We start from the raw sequence: 15,801 nt of genomic DNA on the forward strand, positions 1-15,801 counted from the left end.
CGCGGTGAGCGGTGCGGACCGTCCGTCCGCTCACCTCCCACCGGCCGCACCGTCCGAGTCGCGCGGGCCCTGCTCCCGGGCCCGCAGCGGCCGTCCGTGCCGCCGGTGGCTGGTGTCGCAGAACGGGTACGTGCGGCTGCGCCGACAGGCACACAGGGCCACCACCGGGCGCTCGGACAGCCTCCGGGTGCCGTCGGGGAGGACCACCTCCACCGGGCCCTCGACCAGCAGAGGGCCGCCCGGCACGACGACCACCCGGGTGGCGTAGCGATCAGCGCCCGCGGACACCGCGCACCACCACCAACTCCTCCTCGCGCTCGCCGGGCCGGATCACTCCGAGCCGCTCGAACAGGGCGGCCCGGGCCGTCATCACCGGCCCGAAGGGCTGCCGCCGCCGAGCCGCCACCTCTGTGCGCAGCGCGGCCGCGCGCAGGAGCGCCAGGGTGGCCGGCACGCCCGCGAGCGCGGACTGCACGACCAGCAGCACGCCGCCCTCGGCCAGCACCCCGGGAACCGTCCGGCAGATCCGGTCCAGGACCAGCCGTCCGTCCGGTCCGGCGTCCCAGGCCAGCGCGGCGCCCCGGCCGGGAGCCGCGCCGTCCGGGTCCGTCGGGACGTACGGGGGATTCGCGGTCACCAGGTCGAAGCGTTCACCGGGCAGCGGGGCCAGAAGGTCCCCCCGGCGCAGCCGGACCCGGTCGTGGTGCAGCCGGGCGTTGCACCAGGCGGTGGCCACCGCCCTGGCGGACAGGTCCACCGCCGTGACCAGGGCCCCGCTGCGCGCCGCCGTGATCGCGACGGCCCCGGTCCCGGTGCAGAGGTCGAGCACCCGGCTGGAGCCGTCCAGCGGCTCCCGGCGCACACAGGCGGCCAGCAGTTCGGTGTCGCCCTGGGGCGCGTAGACCCCGGGCGGGCGGATCAGCAGCATGCCGAGCGGTTGCCCGGCCCGGCACGGTTCACACCTGCCGCACGGCGGCTCGTACCGGGACTTGTCCCGAGCGTCTGCTCGGGTCCGCCCCGAGCGCTCGTCTTCGGGCCGGACCCCGGATCCGTGATGCCGACGTGGCCGGGAGAAGGGACTCTGGTCAGGTGGACGGCAGCGGCGCCCCGGGCGCGCGAGGAGCTCGGCAGCCCGTGGCAGGCACTGCGGGCCGTGGCCGGGGGCCGACGCCGACGGTGGGCGTGGAGGAGGAGCACTTCCTCGTGGACCCCGTGTCCCGGGCCGTGGTTCCCGCGGGCCCGCGGCTGGCCGCCCGCGCCGCGGGCGTGCTGGGGGACCTGGTGTCCGGTGAGTTCACGGACCTCCAGGTCGAGGTGCGGACACCGCCGTGCGCCACCATGCGCGAGCTGTCCGCCCAGCTGGCCCGGTTGCGCCGCGAGCTCGCCGCGTGCGCCGAGGCCGAGGGCCTGGCCGTGTGCCCCAGTGCGACGCCCGTGATCGGGGGCGGCGGCGTGGTGCCGGTGGGCCACCACCCCCGGTACCTGGACGGGGTGGAACTGTTCCGCGGCCTGATGGACGACTTCGCCGTCTGCGCCCTGCACGTCCACGTCTGCCTGCCCGACCGCGAGGTGGCGGCCCTGGTCGGCAACCATCTGCGCCCGTGGCTGCCGCTGCTGGTGGAGATGAGCGCCAACTCGCCCTTCCACGCCGGACGGGACACCCGGTACGCGAGCTGGCGCTCGGTGCTGCGGCTGCGCTTCCCCTCCCTCGGACCGCCACCGTGGGTCGAGTCCTTCGACGACTACCGGCGCGTCGCCGCCGCGATGGCGGAGGTCGGCGGGAGCTCCTTCGCCGACCTGCCGTTCTGGGACACCCGGCCGCACCCGCGCCTGCCGACGCTGGAAGTGCGGTGCATGGACGTTCCGGCCGAGTCCGCCGACTCGGTGGCCCTGGCGGCCGTCGTGCGCGGCCTGGTGGTGACCTCCGCCCGCCTGGCGGAGCGCGGCGACAAGGGACCGCAGCTTCGCGGTGAGCTGTTGCGCGGCTCGTACTGGTACGCGACCCGCGACGGCTGGCCGGGGCCGGGAGCGGATGCGCTGACCGGACGCGTCCTGCCCGCCCCGGAACGCGCACGGAGGCTCGTCGAGCACATCGGCCCCGCGCTGGAGGAGCTGGGGGACCTGGAGCGGGTCGCCGCCTTCGTCGACCGGCTGGCCGCCCGGGGCAGCGGCGCCCACCGCCAGCGCGCCGCACACCGGGCCGGCGGCCTGTCGGCGGTCGTGGACGACCTCGCGACCTGCATGACCAGCCCGCAGGCCGTCCCGCCCCGGTCATCCGCACAGCGGTCACCCCAGGGGCGCGACCCCGACGGGTGTGTCAGCGTGGAGGAAGCCGGAGGGGCACGCGGCCCCATCTCCACGGACGCCCGCGACCACCCGGAGAAGCCGATGGACGACAGACCGGAGCAGCACGGACGCCCGCCGGAGCGCGGCGGGCGGGTGCGCCGTGACGGGTACGCCCGCCTGAACGCCGCCGACCTCGGCATCGACACCGTGGCCCTGGCCGAGGACTTCACCCGGCTCGCCGACTCCTACCAGGACCTGCCGCCGGATCCGTACGCCCGTGAGACCCACCGCTTCCGCCGCTATTCGCACGCCGTCCACCTGCCCTGGACCGGCGAGCTCTCCTACATCCCGGGCACCCCCGACGAGGAGTTCGGCACCGTCACGGAGTACTGGCAGGACGAGCACAACCCCGAGTACCCCCGGGTGCGGCGCCGGCTGCCCGACATCCCGGAAGCCCTGCACCGCAACCGGCTGCTCGACGCCCTCGTCCATGCCGACCTGGACCGTGCCCTGTGGCTGGAGGACCTGCGCCGCGTCCCCGTCTACGTCGGCATCCACCTGATCTCGCTCGGCGTCCACGACCAGGACCAGGAGGCGGTGTCCTCACCGAACTGCCTGCATCAGGACGGCGGTTCACCGGCCACCTTCACCTTCGCCCACCTGATCGGCCGCCGGAACGTGAAGGGCGGCGAGAACGTCATCGCCACCCCGGAGAGCGCCGGCCGGCAACCCGACGCGCTGCCCCCGGAAGCGATCCACGACCGCTTCGTACTGACCGAGCCGCTGGACGGCTACGGCGTCCACGACCGGCGCGTCAGCCACTACGTCGGCCCGGTCCGCCTCGGCGACGACGGGAACGAAGGGCGCCGCGACATCCTCATCATCGGAATCGCCCCCTACGCCCCGGGGCTTTGACCGGGGGGTCCACTGCCTGAATCCGCTGTTTCCGCTCGGATGCGCCACGGCTGCTTCCCGGACGACGACATGTACGACCCCGAACGGGAGATGCCGATCACGCCTGGCCGGCAACGCCGCGGTCAGGTCAGCGGGGTGGCGCGCAGGCAGGTGTGCTGGCCCGGCCCTGTGGCGACGTCCAGGGGCCTGGCCACACCGGCTTGGATCTCGACCCGGAAGGCTCCGGTGTCGTCGGCGTAGATCGGGGTACCGTCGGGTGTCCTGTCGCCGATGACGTGGACAACGACGATCTCGGGCGGACGATGCGCTCCTGGTGGGCCCGGCAGGGTGATCGCGTAGCGTTCAGGGATGTCCATGGCGGGCCTCATTCTGCAGGGTGCGCCGGCGTCTGTGAGGGCGCGGACGGTGTCGCGGACGGGTGAAGATCTCGTCTGCGCCGGTGATCTGCCGCAGGCGCCGGGTCTGAGGGAACGAAGCGGCCACCACCGGGGCGGTTGCGGCGGCGTACACGGTGAAGCGCACTGGGAGCAGAGCGTCAGGACGAGTGGAGTCGCGCGACAGGAGACGGGGCAAGTCGACGATCACACAGGGCATGCCCTCCTTGACCGAGCGCGCCAAGGCGTCCTCCAACCCGCCGCGCTGATCATGGTCGGCCTTGCCGTCCAGGCGGGCGCTGCCGGCTCTCCCGGGCAGGTCTGCGGTCGTGGTCCGCGGGGCCCGACAGGCGCACGCCCTCAGCGGACGGTAGTGGGGGGACATGACCGGCCTCCTCGCGCGAGGGAAGCTGTCCGCTTGTGATCCTGCCCCGCCGCGCTCGGAATCCACCGTCCGGGGCCGCCTGAGTCGCCCGCCCGACCGGCCTCGACGACACCCTTGAGGCACCACGCCAATCGGGGTAACCCCCCACCCCGCATCCTCGCTGCCCAGAGGCCTCCCGCCCCGCCTGTCCGCGGGCAACGCCGTGGGCGACGGCGACGGGCTGACGGCGATCGCCGCCTGCGGAGGGCACCGTGTAGCGTGTTGCCGCGCCCGCGACCCACCGGGGACGGTATCCATCCAGCACAGGCTGGATGCGATCGTCCGGGCGATGCTGGAGCAGCGTGAAGGCAAGCGCGGTCAGGCTTACGAGGATCTGAAGGCAGCCATCGGGATGGAGGAGCGGCTGTAGGACCCTGGGAGGATTCAGGTCTGGGCGGCGATCGCGACGCACAGCACCGCGACGCCGAGGGCGAGCCAGGCGAGGTAGTCGCCGAGGTGTCCGGAATGCAGGCGGCGCAGCGCCCGTACGGCTCGGGCAGCCGCGTGCCGGTCGGCGGCGGACCGATGGAGGGCGGCCGTGGCCAGGGCCAGGGCGACGGCTGCGGACAGCAGGCCCAGCAGCACCCCGGTCACGGTCCAGTCCGCGGCCGGCACGGGTCCGGGCGGCGTGTTGGCCTGGGTGAGGACGACGGCGCTGTAGCCGTCGGGGTCGGTGAAGACGGCCGCGCCACGGGCGAGGGCGGCGGGGATGGCGGGTAGGGAACCGACGAGGACGGCGAGGCCGATCAGACCGGCCGGGACGATCGTCATGGTTCGCGGCAAGGCGCGCTGCGGGGAGCGGATTTCGGGTTCCTCGCCCTCGCCGGTGGTCTCGTCCCCGTCCGGTCGGCTCTGTGGGGCCGGGCCGGCGCCGAAGAAGATCCGCAGGGCCGCGCGGAGAGCGGCCGCGCCGGTGGCGGCGGAGGCCGCGACGAACACGGCGGGCAGCCACGGCTGCCAGTGGCCGGCGGCCTCCTCGCTCAGGGCCTTGCCAAGGCCGGTACCGAACGGCGGCATGCCGGCCAGGGCCAGGGCGCCGACCACGAACAGCACGCCGACGGTGCGCAGGTCGCGTGCCTTGCCGTGCAGCCCGTGTTCATCGACGGAGCCGTACCGGTCCAGCAGTACACCGGTGAGGGCGAACAGCGCGGCCTTCACCAGGCCGTGCGCGGCGACGTACACCGCGGTGCCGGTGGCGCCGTCGGGGGTGAGCAGGGCGACAGCGATGAGGAACAGGCCGACGTGGCTGATGGTGGAGAACGCGAGCAGGCGCTTGAGGTGGCGCTGCTGCCAGCACATCAGGGCGCCGAGGAGTGCGGTCAGCAGACCGATCGCGGTGAAGGTGGTGCGGAAGGCCTGGGGGTGGATGCCGCCCGGGCCGGAGAAGACGGTCCAGTAGACGCGGGCGATGCCGTAGACGCCGAGTTCGACCATGGCGCCGGACATCAGCATGCACACCGGGGTGGGCGCCACCGCGTGCGCGTCGGGCAGCCAGAAGTGGAACGGCACGGCGGCGGCCTTGACCAGCAGGGCGGTGGCGATCAGGGCGAACGCGGCCACGGTCAGCACGTCGGTGTGGTGGCCGGCGAGCTGCCGGCCGAGGCGGGCGAGGTTGAGTTCGCCGGTGCGGGCGTAGAGGAGGCCGATGCCGAGCAGGGAGCAGTAGGCGGCGAAGGAGGTGACGATGCCGAAGGTGAGCGCCCCCTGGAGCGGGCGGGGGTCCTCGATGCGGTAGCCGGTCAGGGCGTAGGCGGCGGCTCCCATGAGTTCGAAGAAGACGAAGGCGTTGAACAGGTCGCCGGTGAGCGCGAAGCCGGCCATGCCGGCTTCGAACAGCAGGATCAGGGCGGGGAAGGCGCCGGCGTGCTCGCCGGTGGGTTCGTCGAAGTACCGCCAGGCGTAGACGACGACCGCGAGGACCAGGACGGCGACGAGCAGCGCGAGTCCGGCGCCGATGGGGTCGGCGGCGAGCACGATGCCGAGGCGGGCGGGCCAGCCGCCCAGGTCGGCGGTGACGAGGCGCCCGTCGGTGCGCGCCCAGAGCAGGGCGAGGCACGCTGCCTCGGCACCGGCGCAGGTGGTGGCCAGGATGTCGCAACCGGTCCGGGGAAGTCTGCGGCCGGCGACGGCGAGCAGTGCGGCGCCGAGCAGGGGAATGGCCACCGCGAGCGGCAGCAGGGCTGCTTCGGTCACGGTCAGCCCTTGAGGCCGGTGAGGGCCTGCGGGTCGACGGTGTGGTGCCGTTTGCGCAACTGGATGGTGAGGGCGAGCAACAGCGCGGTGACGGTCGCGCCGACCACGACGTCGGTCAGGGCGAGGGCCTGCACGACGGGGTCGACGACGGGGCGGGTTCCGGGGGTGAGGTCGGAGTAGACGGGGGCGGTCGCGCCGCGGCGGTAGCCGACGGCGAGGAGCAGGAGGTAGGTGGAGGACTGGGCGACGGCCAGGCAGCCGATGGCGTGGATCAGGTTGCGACTGGTGACCAGGCCGTACAGGGCGATGAGCAGGACCCATCCGGCGGCCAGGAAGACCCACGTTCCCATCAGGTGTCTCCGTCTCTCTGCTGGTCGGGTTCGGTGAGTTCGACGGCCTGGTCGAGGAAGTGTGCGAGCAGGGCGATCAGGCCGCAGGCGACCTCGACGCCGACCGCGGCGTTGAGGACCGGGACGGTGCCGCCGGAGGTGACGGTGTTGAAGGTGCCCAGCGGCAGCACGTTCTTGAGGAACGCGCCGCCTGCGATCAGGCCGGCCAGGCCGACGAGGCTGTAGGAGGCGGCGGCGAGCGAGTCCGCGACGTCGAGGGCGGCGAGCGGGCGCAGCTGCTTCAGGGCCCGGTAGTCGGCGGCCACGTAGGCCAGGTGCAGGGCGGTGGCGAGGACGACACCGCCCTGGAAGCCGCCGCCGGGGCTGAGCTGGCCGTGCGCGACGATGTAGACGCCCACGACCAGGGTGACCGGTAGCAGCAGCGCGCCGAAGAGGCGGGTCGTGGGCATGACCCGCTCCGCTTCGGCGCGGCGGTGGCGTTCGTCGCGGGCCCGGCGCAGCAGCAGGGTCGCCCCGAGCACGGTGCCGAAGAGGATGGACTCCTCGCCGAGGGTGTCGAAGGCGCGGATGTCGAAGTTGACGGCGGAGACGACGTTGGCGGTGCGCCGGTCCAGCGCCGCCGCCACCGCCCGGTCCCCGTAGGAATGGCTGTCCGTGCCGAACGGCGGGAGGTGAGTGCACGCGGCCGTGAAGAACGCGGCGATGACGGCGGCCGCTGCCAGGAACATCGTCAGCCGGGCGCGGGCCGTCACTTCCGTTCCCGCCCGTTGTCGCCGGCGCTGGCCCGGTCGTCGGTGCGGGTGGGTCGGCGGGTGACCTTGCGTACGGTCAGCAGGATCAGCAACGGGGTCAGCGCGGTGCCCACGGCGAGCTGGGAGAGCGCCACGTCGGGCGCCTGCAGCACCGCGAACAGCATCGCCAGGCCCAGACCGAGCACGGAGAGGACGACCGCCTGGCGGGCCGGGTCACGGGTGAGGACCGCCGTGGTGGCGGCGAGGACGACGAAGGCGACGACGAATCCGATCAGCCATGCGTTCACGGCCTGCTCACCGCTTCGGCCTCGGCTTCACGGGTGGCACGGCCGACGGCGATCGTGGTGACCGTCCCGCCGACGGCGAAGACCAGGCCGATGAACAGCGTCTTGGCCGCCCCCCGGCCCGGTCCCTGGTCGACTGCCACGGCCGCGGCGATCAGCGGCACACCGGCCACCGAGGCCGGGGCCAGGGCGTGCAGGCGCGCCAGCGCTCCGCGCAGCCGCAGCACCGCGGCCGCGGACAGCAGCACACACCCCACGCCGGCCCACAGCAGCACGAGCACGATCACATGGCGTGGCGTCAATCCGAACTCCCTCCCCCACCCCCGGTCTGGCCGGCCGGGCGGGGTCTCGTCAGTTCTCGGGCGTGGAACCGTACGGGTGCGCGTCGTGGCGGCGGCCGGCGACGAAGCGGGCGAAGACAAGGGTGCCGGCGGGGGCCAGGACGGCCAGCATCAGCGCGAGGTCCTGATAGGAGGACCGGTCGTACGCCATCGGGAGCAGCAGGAACACCGCGCCGGCCACGGTCGACAGCATCGACGCCCCGAGCAGTCGGCGCACCGCGGTGCCGCGCGCCGCGACCCACAGGCACGTCGGCGCGGGAATCGCCAACAGGACCAGGGCCGCCGCTGTCCAGGCGTTCACCGCGCGCCGTCCGTGCGGGCCACGGCCTCCTCGACCGGTCCCGCGGTCGGGCGCAGAGCGTGCACGACGACCTCGTCGTCGCGGGGCACGTCGATCACGCAGGTGTCCGGGGAGGCGGCGAGCAGCGTGCCGGCCCACCCGGCTCCCGCTCCGGGGCGCAGCCGGATGCGCCGTACCCTCCCGTCTCCGTGACCGGGGGCCATCGCGGCCGTCAGCACGGCCAGACCGCGCACGACCGAGCCCGGCAGCGCGAGGAGCGCACGCACCGCGCCACGCCCTCCTCCGACGCGGACACGTGCGGCCAGACGCATCCTGCGGGCCGCGACCGCCCCGCCCGACGCGGCGAGAACGGCGACCAGCAGCTCGACGGGCGAGACGGAGCTGACGAACACCACCGTCAGCCCCGTCAGGGCAGCACCCCACACCACGGTCTCCACCAGCCGGGTGAGCACCTGACCTCCTGTAGTCCTCCGGGCCGTTGTTCGGTTGCCGGCCACCTGGCGACTCCGCGGCGCAGGCGGTGCCTCCGCGCACGCCGTCCACCGCCCGGCCGTGTCATGGCCTCCGGGTCAGTCGGGAGGCTCCGACGGGCGGGGGTGCCCGGGCTCCGGAGGGGCAGGCTCCGCGGGCTCGCCCGGGCCGGGCGGGGCCGGCGGCTCAGGGGGCGGTTCGGGCGTTCCGGGAGGCGCGGGCGGATCCGGCGGCACCGGTGGCTCCACCGGCTCCGGCGGGCTGGGCGACGGCGGAACCGGGGTGACATCGGGGTCGGGCGGCACGGGAACGGTACCCACGGTGACCAGCTCCTATCGGCCCAGGGCGTGTTCGAGTTCCTTCTTGTTCATCTTCGAGCGCCCGTGGATGTTGCGCTGCCTCGCCTCGTTGTAGAGCTGCTCCTTCGTCGGCCCCTGGGCGCCGCTGTGCGACCGCAGCCCACCGCGACGGGAGGAGGACATGTCCTTCAGCGAGCTGCGGCTGGCGGTCTTCGACTCCCCGTGCCGGGCCCGCTCCTTGTTCACGGTGCGGGCGGCGATCTCCTCGGCGCGCTTCTCGCTCTCACCGCGCTCCAGCGCACTGTCCTTGATGTGCTCGTACTGCCGCTCCCGTTTGGGACTCGATCCGCGAGGCATGGTCACACACTCCTGTCCGATGACTGCGGGGTGCGTGTTCCCCGCATCCGTGAGAGGAACCCGCTACCGGCACCGGGCAAACCGGCTTGCACCCGTCCAGCCGCGCGCCCCAGCGCGTCGGCGAGGCCGCCGAGGGCGTGCGCCACCTGCTGCTGGCGGCTGCGATCCCGGGCCCGGCCGTCGAACCGGCCGTGCGCCCCGAAGTCCCGCCGGGCGTCCACCGGCTCGAACAGGTTGTCCGGGTCCGTGGCGCGGCGCCGACGGTCCTCCTGCTGGGAGTCGAAGCCCGTGCGGGCCAGGTAGCGGTCCAGCAGCCCGGGCACGACGGCGTTCGTCACCAGGGTCGCCACCGTACTGCCGCCCACCCAGTACTCCCTCCGCCCGGGGTGGTCGGCGGCGAACAGCACCGCGCGGGCAGCGACCTCGGGCTGGTAGATCGGTGGAACCGGCTGCGCCCGACGGGGCAGGCGGGACCGGACCCAGTCGAACTGCGGGGTGTTGACGGCCGGCATCTGCACCATCGTGGTCCGCACCCGAGTACCGGAAGCGAGCAGCTCGCAGCGCAGCGCCTCGTTGAAGCCCTGGATGGCGTGCTTGGCGCCGCTGTAGGCGCTCTGCAGCGGAATGCCGCGGTAGGCGATCGCCGAGCCGACCTGCACGATCACCCCGGCATCGCGGGGCAGCATCCGGGCCAGGGCGGCCCGGGTGGCGTAGACGTAGATGACGATGGTCCGGCAGGAAGTTTCCATACTGCTTCGGGTTTCCGGGAAACAGCGGGGCAAACGGCCCGGCGCCGCGCCGCGTGCGTGGCCGGTCGTCGGGCCGTAGCGTCGACAGGGTGGACATGCCGGGGGCGTGAGTGAGGGAGGCTTCGATGCCAGGCGAGGCGCTGTTCGTCGGCGACACCCCGTGGGACGTCCAGGCCGCCGCCGGAGCCCCGGTCACCGGCGTGGCGGTGCTCTCCGGCGGCTTCGGCGAGCGGGCCCTGCGCTCGGCGGGAGCCCTTGAGGTCCACACCGATGTCGGCGACCTCCTTGCCCGCCTCGATTCCAGCGCCCTCGCGGACCCGACGCACTTCCAGCCCGTACGCGGCTGAGCGCGCGGCCGTGGACGACTCCCCCGACGGCGGGTACACGGTCTCCGCGGAGTTCTACGATCTCCTGCAGGCCGAGACCGACCGCCGTCTGGCCGAGCGGCGCTTCGCCGCGGCCGCCACGCGGGCCCGCCACGCCGTCCTTGATGTCGGCGCGGGCACCGGCACCGCCACCGAGGTCCTGCTGCGCGCCTCCGGTGTGCCCGTCCACGCCGTCGAACCGGCCCCGGCCATGCGCGCCGCCCTGCTGTCGCGCCTGGCGCACCTCGGGGCGGACCAGCGCGCTCGCGTCACCGTGCACCCCGAGCCCCTCGCGGCGACAGGCCTGACGGCCGTGGCGGACCTGGCCGTCGCCTCCAACGTGATCGCCTGTCTGGATCCCCCGACCAGGCGGGCCACCTGGAAGGCGATCTCGGCAGCCCTCCTGCCCGGTGGCCTGCTCCTGTTCGATCCGCCGCCCGCCGGCCTGCCCGACGGGTGCGAGGCGGCGGGACGGCTCGGCCCGGTGCGGGTGGGTCCTGACCTGTACAGCGCCGACGTCACCCGACGGCCCCATCGCGGCGTCCTGCGCGTGGTCTTCACCTACCGCGTCGAACGCGCGCAGGAGCTCCTGCGCGAGGCCCGGGAGGCGTTCGACATGTGGCCCGTCCCGCCCGAACAGCTCGCGGAGGAACTCGATGCCGCAGGACTGCGTGTTGTGCGGGCGCCCGGATCCGACCTGGTGGCGGCTCGCCGTCCCGCTCCCTAGACCCGACCTCGCCCGCCTGCGGGCCTTGGTCCCGTGCCGCACCGGATCAGTCGTCCGCTTCGCCCGGTGGTGTTCCGCCTGGCGCCCCGCCGGCCTCGTCAGCCGGCTCCTCGCCGGCTGCCGGTGTGCCGCGGCCCCCCTCACCACCGTCGCCCGCGGCTGACCGGTCGCCGCCGGACAGCGCCCACCCCACGAGGCTTCCGCCGTACACCGTGAAGCCCACCCCGATCAGCCAGGACTGGACCACCAGGACTGCGCCGACCGTGCCGTAGGAAACGGCGTTGGAGACCAGTAGCGGGGCGAAGACCAGCCGGGAGAACAGCCGGAGACCGGCCAGGGCGACCATCGTGGCCACCGCCCCGGGCACCAGCCCTCGCCGCGGGGCACGGGCCCCGAGCAGGAAGCGCGGAAGCCACCAGAACAGCAGCAGACCGCCCAGCACCGTGGCGAGGATCCGCAGGGTCGGTTGGACGGCGGTGTGCTGCCAGGGCACGCCGCTCCAGGCCGCGAGGACGAGGTAGCCGGTCACCCCGGCCAGCGCGACGACCTGGCGCCCCACCCGGTGCCACGGTCCTCGCGGCAGGCCCCAGATCCGCTCGTAGGCGCCCTGCATCGCACCCGTCAGCGAGACGCCGAAGAAAGCCAGCGCGGCGAGGCTGAACCCGGTGGTCGTGCTGAGGACCTGCCCGCGTGAACCGAACAGCGTCTCGACGGCCTGGCCACCGCGCGGCGACAGCCCCAGGCCGTCGGTGATCCACTGGGCGATCCCGTTGCCGCGGGCAGGGGAAGCCGCCGCGATGACCATGAGCAACGGCACCAGGGTCACGAAGAACAGCGCGGCGAAGGCCAGCGAACGCTGCATCAGCTCGATCTCCAACCCGCGCCCCCACGCCCGCCCGCACACAAAGCGCAACCGGTGCCAGACCGCTCTCACAGTGCACGCCTTCGCACGCCGGTCAGGTGCCAGAACCCGGGGCATCCGGCCGGCGCCGAGCGCCCCGGCGCCGCGAAGTACCCTGCCGTGCCGCCGCAACCACCTCTGCCTCTCGAAGGCGTCTGCGCCCGAAGGGGCCACCTGCCGGGGCCGGACCCTGTAGCGGGGCCTCTCCCGTGTGCGGACGCGGCTTCAGCGGCCATAGGTCGGACAGACCGGGTCAGCGGTTCAGGGCGGGCAGGACCAGCTCACGGTAGGCGTCGAAGAAGACCTCCTGATCGGGGCCGATCTGTCCGACGTAGACCTCGTCGAACCCGGCGCGCTCATATGCGCGCGCTGTCTCCACGTGCTGCTCCACGTCGTCGCCGCAGGTGACCGCGTCGGCAACCATGTCGCGGGTGACGAGCTGACTTGCCTGTTCGAAGTGCGCCGGGGTGGGCAGGAGCTGGGCGAGCTCGCCGGGCAGCAGCTCGGTCGGCCACAGCCGGTGCACCACGTCCACGGCCGTTTCCCGGTTGCTGCTCCAGCACACCTTCACGCCGCCCACCACCTTCTTGCCCTGGCCCCCGGCCTCGCGGAACGCGCCCACGAGGTCGGCGTCCGGGGTCATGGTGACGAAACCGTCCCCGATCCGGCCGGCCAACTCGGCGGCCTTCGGCCCGAACGCCGAGACGTAGACCGGCAGCGGCTGGTCGGGGACGGTGTACAGGCGGGCGTTGTCGACGGTGTAGTGCCGGCCGCGGTGGCTGACCGGTTCCCCGGTGAACAACTCGCGCATCACCTCGACGGCCTCCTCCAGCATCTCGGCCCGTACCTCGAAGGACGGCCACGCATCGCCGTGCACGTGCTCGTTCAACGCCTCCCCCGTCCCGACACCGAGAGCGAAACGCCCACCCAGCAGAACGCTGGAGGTCGCGGCGGCCTGCGCGGTCACCGCCGGATGCAGCCGCACCGTCGGACAGGTCACCAGCGTGGTGACCGGCAGCGAGACGGCCTGCGACAGCGCCCCGATCACCGACCACACGAACGCGCTGTTGCCCTGCGCGTCGTTCCACGGATGGAAGTGATCGGAGACCGCCAACCGGGTGAACCCGGCCTGCTGCGCGCGACGGGCCTGGTCGATCAGCTCCGCGGGGGTGAACTCCTCACACGACAGGAAGTAGCCGTACTCGGTCAATCGGAATCCGCTCCTTCGTGAACGTCCTCCCCCGCCTCGGGCGGCGGCGGCCCCCGGGCACTGTCGCCACCACGCTAGGCCGAAGGTCCTTCGAGTGCTCCCTGACAGCACCACCAGGCCGACGGACTCGACCGCGAACGGGCCAAGCCGGCGAACGGGGCAGGGCCCACCGACCTCGTCCTCCTGGGCAGGTCGCGCGGGCGATTCGGGCTCGGGTTCAGCGCTGCGGGAACCGGTGCTGTTCGATCAGGTGGACGAAGTCCTCCCAGAACGAGGCGCCGGGCTGCCGGTCCGGGCCGCACAGGGCGACCCCGGCGAGCTGCTCCGCCTCGCGGGCCCCTGCGGCCCGCAGGAGCGCCGTGCCGGTGCCGAGCGCGGCCACCGGTTTGCCGTGCCGCAGTGCCTCGTTGACGAACCGGACGGCGTCCGGTTCCACGACCAGCACGTCCTCTGCGCCGTCCGGGACGACCACGGCGTCGTACAGCACCGAGGCGGTGGTCGCCAACGCCCGGTCGACCTCCACGTCCTGGCCGTCGCTGCCGGCCACGCTCCCGCCGTACCGGGCCAGGGTCTCCACCGTGGCGCCCTCGGCCCGCAGGGCGGTGCGCGCCGCCCGCACCTGGGCGGCGTCCACGCCCTGCGCCACCAGGACGGCGACCTTGCGGGTACGGATGCCGTGGCCGTGCAGGTTCTCCAGGCTCAGCGCGGGCGAGACCCGCTCCCCCACTGCTCCGGCTTCGCGGTCGCCGGTGGGCCGGTCCGGTGCGGGCTCGGGCGCGGGCTCGGGTTCGCCGATGCGGCGGGCGACCTCCACAGCCAGCTCCTGATCGACACGGGCCAGGTTGGCGACCATCCGGTGCCGCACGGCCTGGTCCCCGACCTTGCCGAGCTCGAAGGAGAACGCGGCGATGATGTGCTCCTGCTCCCAGCCGGCCATGCTGCGCCAGAACAGCGCGGCCTGGCCGTAGTGGTCGGCGAAGCTCGGACTGCGCCGGCGGATCGCCTGCCCGTCGACACGCTCCTGATAGTGCTCGAACACCCCCTCGGCGAGGCGCCCGCCGCCCAGGGTGGCCGGGCATCCGCCGCCGACCGAGTTCGGCGCGTAGCTCGTCCCGGAGTGGATCACCTGCTGGCCGTAGCCGTCGCGCTGGTCGGTGCGCACCTCGGCGAGCGGACGGTTGACCGGCAGTTGGGAGAAGTTGGGGCCGCCCAGGCGGATCAACTGGGTGTCCAGGTAGGAGAAGTTGCGGCCCTGCAGCAGCGGGTCGTTGGTGAAGTCGATGCCGGGAACGACGTTGGCGGTGTGGAAGGCGACCTGCTCGGTCTCGGCGAAGAAGTTCTCCGGGTTCCGGTCGAGGACCATCCGGCCGACCGGCCGCACCGGCACGAGTTCCTCCGGCACCAGCTTCGTCGGGTCCAGCAGGTCGAACGGGAACGAGAACTCGTCCTTCTCCGGGATCAGCTGGACGCCGAGCTCCCACTCCGGGAACTCGCCGGCCTCGATCGCCTCCCACAGGTCCCGGCGGTGGAAGTCGGGGTCGCGGCCGGCGGTGATCTGGGCCTCGTCCCAGACCTGGCACGCGACGCCGAGTTTTGGCTTCCAGTGGAACTTGACGAAGGTGGCGCGCCCGTCGGCGGTCACGAGGCGGAAGGTGTGCACGCCGAAGCCCTGCATCATCCGGAAGCTGCGCGGGATCGCCCGGTCCGACATCGCCCACATCAGCATGTGGGTGGACTCGGGCTGCAGCGAACAGAAGTCCCAGAACGTGTCGTGTGCGGTGCCGCCGGTGGGGATCTCGTTGTGCGGCTCCATCTTCACCGCGTGCACGAAGTCGGGGAACTTGATCGCGTCCTGGATGAAGAACACCGGCATGTTGTTGCCGACCAGGTCGTAATTGCCCTGCCGGGTGTAGAACTTGGTGGCGAAGCCGCGGACGTCGCGCACCGTGTCGGCGGAGCCGCGCGGCCCCTGGACGGTCGAGAAGCGGACGAACACCGGGGTCCGGCGGCCGGCCTCCTGGAGGAAGTCGGCGCAGGTGAACTCGGCCAGCGACTCGTACGGTTCGAAGAAACCGTACGCGCCGGCACCGCGGGCGTGCACCACCCGCTCGGGAATGCGCTCGTGGTCGAAGCGGGTGAGCTTCTCCCGCAGGTGGAAGTCCTCCAACAGCGTCGGGCCACGCTCGCCCACGGTCAGGGAGTTGTCGGTGTCGTCGACCCGGATCCCCTGATCGGTGGTGAGCGCACCGTCCGGCTCCGGGGCCCGGAAGGCGTCCAGCGCGATGTCCTTGGCATCGCGCTCGCCCCCCGAGGGAGGGCCTGGATGGGGAGCCTCCGTGACCGGGGGCGGCTGGGGGCGTCCTCCAGGCGGTCCGGGATTGGTGGTCATCTCAAAGCCCTCCGTCCTGAGGTCGGTGCGAGGCGGCTCACGGCCGCCCGCGCTGTGGGGCGCGGCTGCCCGCCGGACAACGGCTCAAACCTTCGCGCCCGGCTTGGAGCCTG

General features: G+C 73.3%; 19 protein-coding genes. 4 read left to right on the top strand and 15 right to left on the bottom strand.

What is annotated here, in order from left to right; genetic code table 11:
* Positions 1–30: 30 nt before the first annotated feature.
* Both ACFCY1_RS37775 and ACFCY1_RS37780 read right to left on the bottom strand, forming a co-directional pair.
* A complete protein-coding gene (locus tag ACFCY1_RS37775) occupies positions 31–288 on the bottom strand; it encodes a CDGSH iron-sulfur domain-containing protein (protein ID WP_049649651.1) in 258 nt (85 codons plus the stop codon).
* Positions 272–928: a HemK2/MTQ2 family protein methyltransferase gene (locus ACFCY1_RS37780; RefSeq protein WP_049649650.1), complete on the bottom strand. Its 657-nt coding sequence runs from the start codon at positions 926–928 to the stop codon at positions 272–274. Before ACFCY1_RS37780 ends, ACFCY1_RS37775 begins: the two co-directional genes overlap by 17 nt.
* 206 nt (positions 929–1,134) lie before the next feature.
* Here ACFCY1_RS37780 and ACFCY1_RS37785 point away from each other — a divergent pair, with 206 nt between their 5' ends.
* Positions 1,135–3,201 carry a YbdK family carboxylate-amine ligase gene (locus ACFCY1_RS37785; protein WP_375877463.1) on the top strand — a complete coding sequence of 689 codons (2,067 nt, stop codon included), beginning with the start codon at positions 1,135–1,137 and terminating at the stop codon, positions 3,199–3,201.
* 122 nt (positions 3,202–3,323) lie between these two features.
* Here the strand turns inward: ACFCY1_RS37785 and ACFCY1_RS37790 are convergent, their stop codons facing one another.
* Positions 3,324–3,557, bottom strand: coding sequence for a DUF6296 family protein (locus tag ACFCY1_RS37790; protein WP_375877464.1), 234 nt, complete (start codon positions 3,555–3,557; stop codon positions 3,324–3,326).
* Between the two features lie 605 nt (positions 3,558–4,162).
* On the opposite strand from ACFCY1_RS37790, the gene ACFCY1_RS37795 reads away from it, so the two are divergent.
* Entirely contained in the window at positions 4,163–4,369 is a 207-nt protein-coding gene (locus ACFCY1_RS37795) for a hypothetical protein (protein ID WP_117485509.1), read from the top strand.
* A gap of 14 nt (positions 4,370–4,383) precedes the next feature.
* Here the strand turns inward: ACFCY1_RS37795 and ACFCY1_RS37800 are convergent, their stop codons facing one another.
* The 9 genes from ACFCY1_RS37800 to ACFCY1_RS37840 all read right to left on the bottom strand — a co-directional run bounded on the left by ACFCY1_RS37800 (position 4,384) and on the right by ACFCY1_RS37840 (position 10,096).
* On the bottom strand, positions 4,384–6,192 hold the full coding sequence (locus tag ACFCY1_RS37800; protein WP_049649647.1) for a complex I subunit 5 family protein: 1,809 nt from the start codon (positions 6,190–6,192) through the stop codon (positions 4,384–4,386).
* Between the two features lie 2 nt (positions 6,193–6,194).
* On the bottom strand, positions 6,195–6,542 hold the full coding sequence (locus tag ACFCY1_RS37805) for a sodium:proton antiporter (protein WP_049649646.1): 348 nt from the start codon (positions 6,540–6,542) through the stop codon (positions 6,195–6,197).
* Positions 6,542–7,294, bottom strand: a complete 753-nt coding sequence (locus ACFCY1_RS37810; protein ID WP_049649645.1) for an MnhB domain-containing protein — start codon at positions 7,292–7,294, stop codon at positions 6,542–6,544. The genes ACFCY1_RS37805 and ACFCY1_RS37810 overlap by 1 nt, the downstream gene beginning before the upstream one ends.
* Positions 7,291–7,581: a DUF4040 domain-containing protein gene (locus ACFCY1_RS37815; protein WP_049649644.1), complete on the bottom strand. Its 291-nt coding sequence runs from the start codon at positions 7,579–7,581 to the stop codon at positions 7,291–7,293. Before ACFCY1_RS37815 ends, ACFCY1_RS37810 begins: the two co-directional genes overlap by 4 nt.
* On the bottom strand, positions 7,578–7,880 hold the full coding sequence (locus ACFCY1_RS37820; protein WP_159028339.1) for a monovalent cation/H(+) antiporter subunit G: 303 nt from the start codon (positions 7,878–7,880) through the stop codon (positions 7,578–7,580). The genes ACFCY1_RS37815 and ACFCY1_RS37820 overlap by 4 nt, the downstream gene beginning before the upstream one ends.
* 49 nt (positions 7,881–7,929) lie before the next feature.
* Positions 7,930–8,220, bottom strand: a complete 291-nt coding sequence (locus ACFCY1_RS37825) for a monovalent cation/H+ antiporter complex subunit F (RefSeq protein WP_053111949.1) — start codon at positions 8,218–8,220, stop codon at positions 7,930–7,932.
* The gene (locus ACFCY1_RS37830; RefSeq protein WP_117485513.1) at positions 8,217–8,672 is read right to left on the bottom strand and encodes a hypothetical protein; all 456 of its coding nucleotides are present in this window, start codon (positions 8,670–8,672) and stop codon (positions 8,217–8,219) included. Before ACFCY1_RS37830 ends, ACFCY1_RS37825 begins: the two co-directional genes overlap by 4 nt.
* 351 nt (positions 8,673–9,023) lie before the next feature.
* Positions 9,024–9,347, bottom strand: coding sequence for a hypothetical protein (locus ACFCY1_RS37835; protein WP_049649641.1), 324 nt, complete (start codon positions 9,345–9,347; stop codon positions 9,024–9,026).
* Positions 9,348–9,349: 2 nt separating this feature from the next.
* Positions 9,350–10,096, bottom strand: a complete 747-nt coding sequence (locus ACFCY1_RS37840; RefSeq protein ID WP_375877465.1) for an SDR family oxidoreductase — start codon at positions 10,094–10,096, stop codon at positions 9,350–9,352.
* A 125-nt stretch (positions 10,097–10,221) separates the two neighbouring features.
* On the opposite strand from ACFCY1_RS37840, the gene ACFCY1_RS37845 reads away from it, so the two are divergent.
* Together ACFCY1_RS37845 and ACFCY1_RS37850 are read left to right on the top strand one after the other, a co-directional pair.
* A complete protein-coding gene (locus tag ACFCY1_RS37845) occupies positions 10,222–10,443 on the top strand; it encodes an HAD family hydrolase (protein WP_049649640.1) in 222 nt (73 codons plus the stop codon).
* A 10-nt stretch (positions 10,444–10,453) separates the two neighbouring features.
* A complete protein-coding gene (locus ACFCY1_RS37850) occupies positions 10,454–11,188 on the top strand; it encodes a class I SAM-dependent methyltransferase (protein ID WP_375877466.1) in 735 nt (244 codons plus the stop codon).
* A 46-nt stretch (positions 11,189–11,234) separates the two neighbouring features.
* Here the strand turns inward: ACFCY1_RS37850 and ACFCY1_RS37855 are convergent, their stop codons facing one another.
* The 3 genes from ACFCY1_RS37855 to ACFCY1_RS37865 all read right to left on the bottom strand — a co-directional run bounded on the left by ACFCY1_RS37855 (position 11,235) and on the right by ACFCY1_RS37865 (position 15,688).
* Positions 11,235–12,050, bottom strand: a complete 816-nt coding sequence (locus ACFCY1_RS37855; RefSeq protein WP_375877467.1) for a ribonuclease BN — start codon at positions 12,048–12,050, stop codon at positions 11,235–11,237.
* Positions 12,051–12,342: 292 nt separating this feature from the next.
* On the bottom strand, positions 12,343–13,299 hold the full coding sequence (locus tag ACFCY1_RS37860; RefSeq protein WP_049649638.1) for a TIGR03557 family F420-dependent LLM class oxidoreductase: 957 nt from the start codon (positions 13,297–13,299) through the stop codon (positions 12,343–12,345).
* A 217-nt stretch (positions 13,300–13,516) separates the two neighbouring features.
* Positions 13,517–15,688, bottom strand: coding sequence for a catalase (locus ACFCY1_RS37865; RefSeq protein ID WP_117485519.1), 2,172 nt, complete (start codon positions 15,686–15,688; stop codon positions 13,517–13,519).
* Positions 15,689–15,801 lie beyond the last annotated feature (113 nt).

Origin of the sequence: Kitasatospora sp. NPDC056273 (assembly GCF_042268845.1) — a bacterium.
In the GTDB taxonomy this organism is placed as follows: domain Bacteria; phylum Actinomycetota; class Actinomycetes; order Streptomycetales; family Streptomycetaceae; genus Kitasatospora.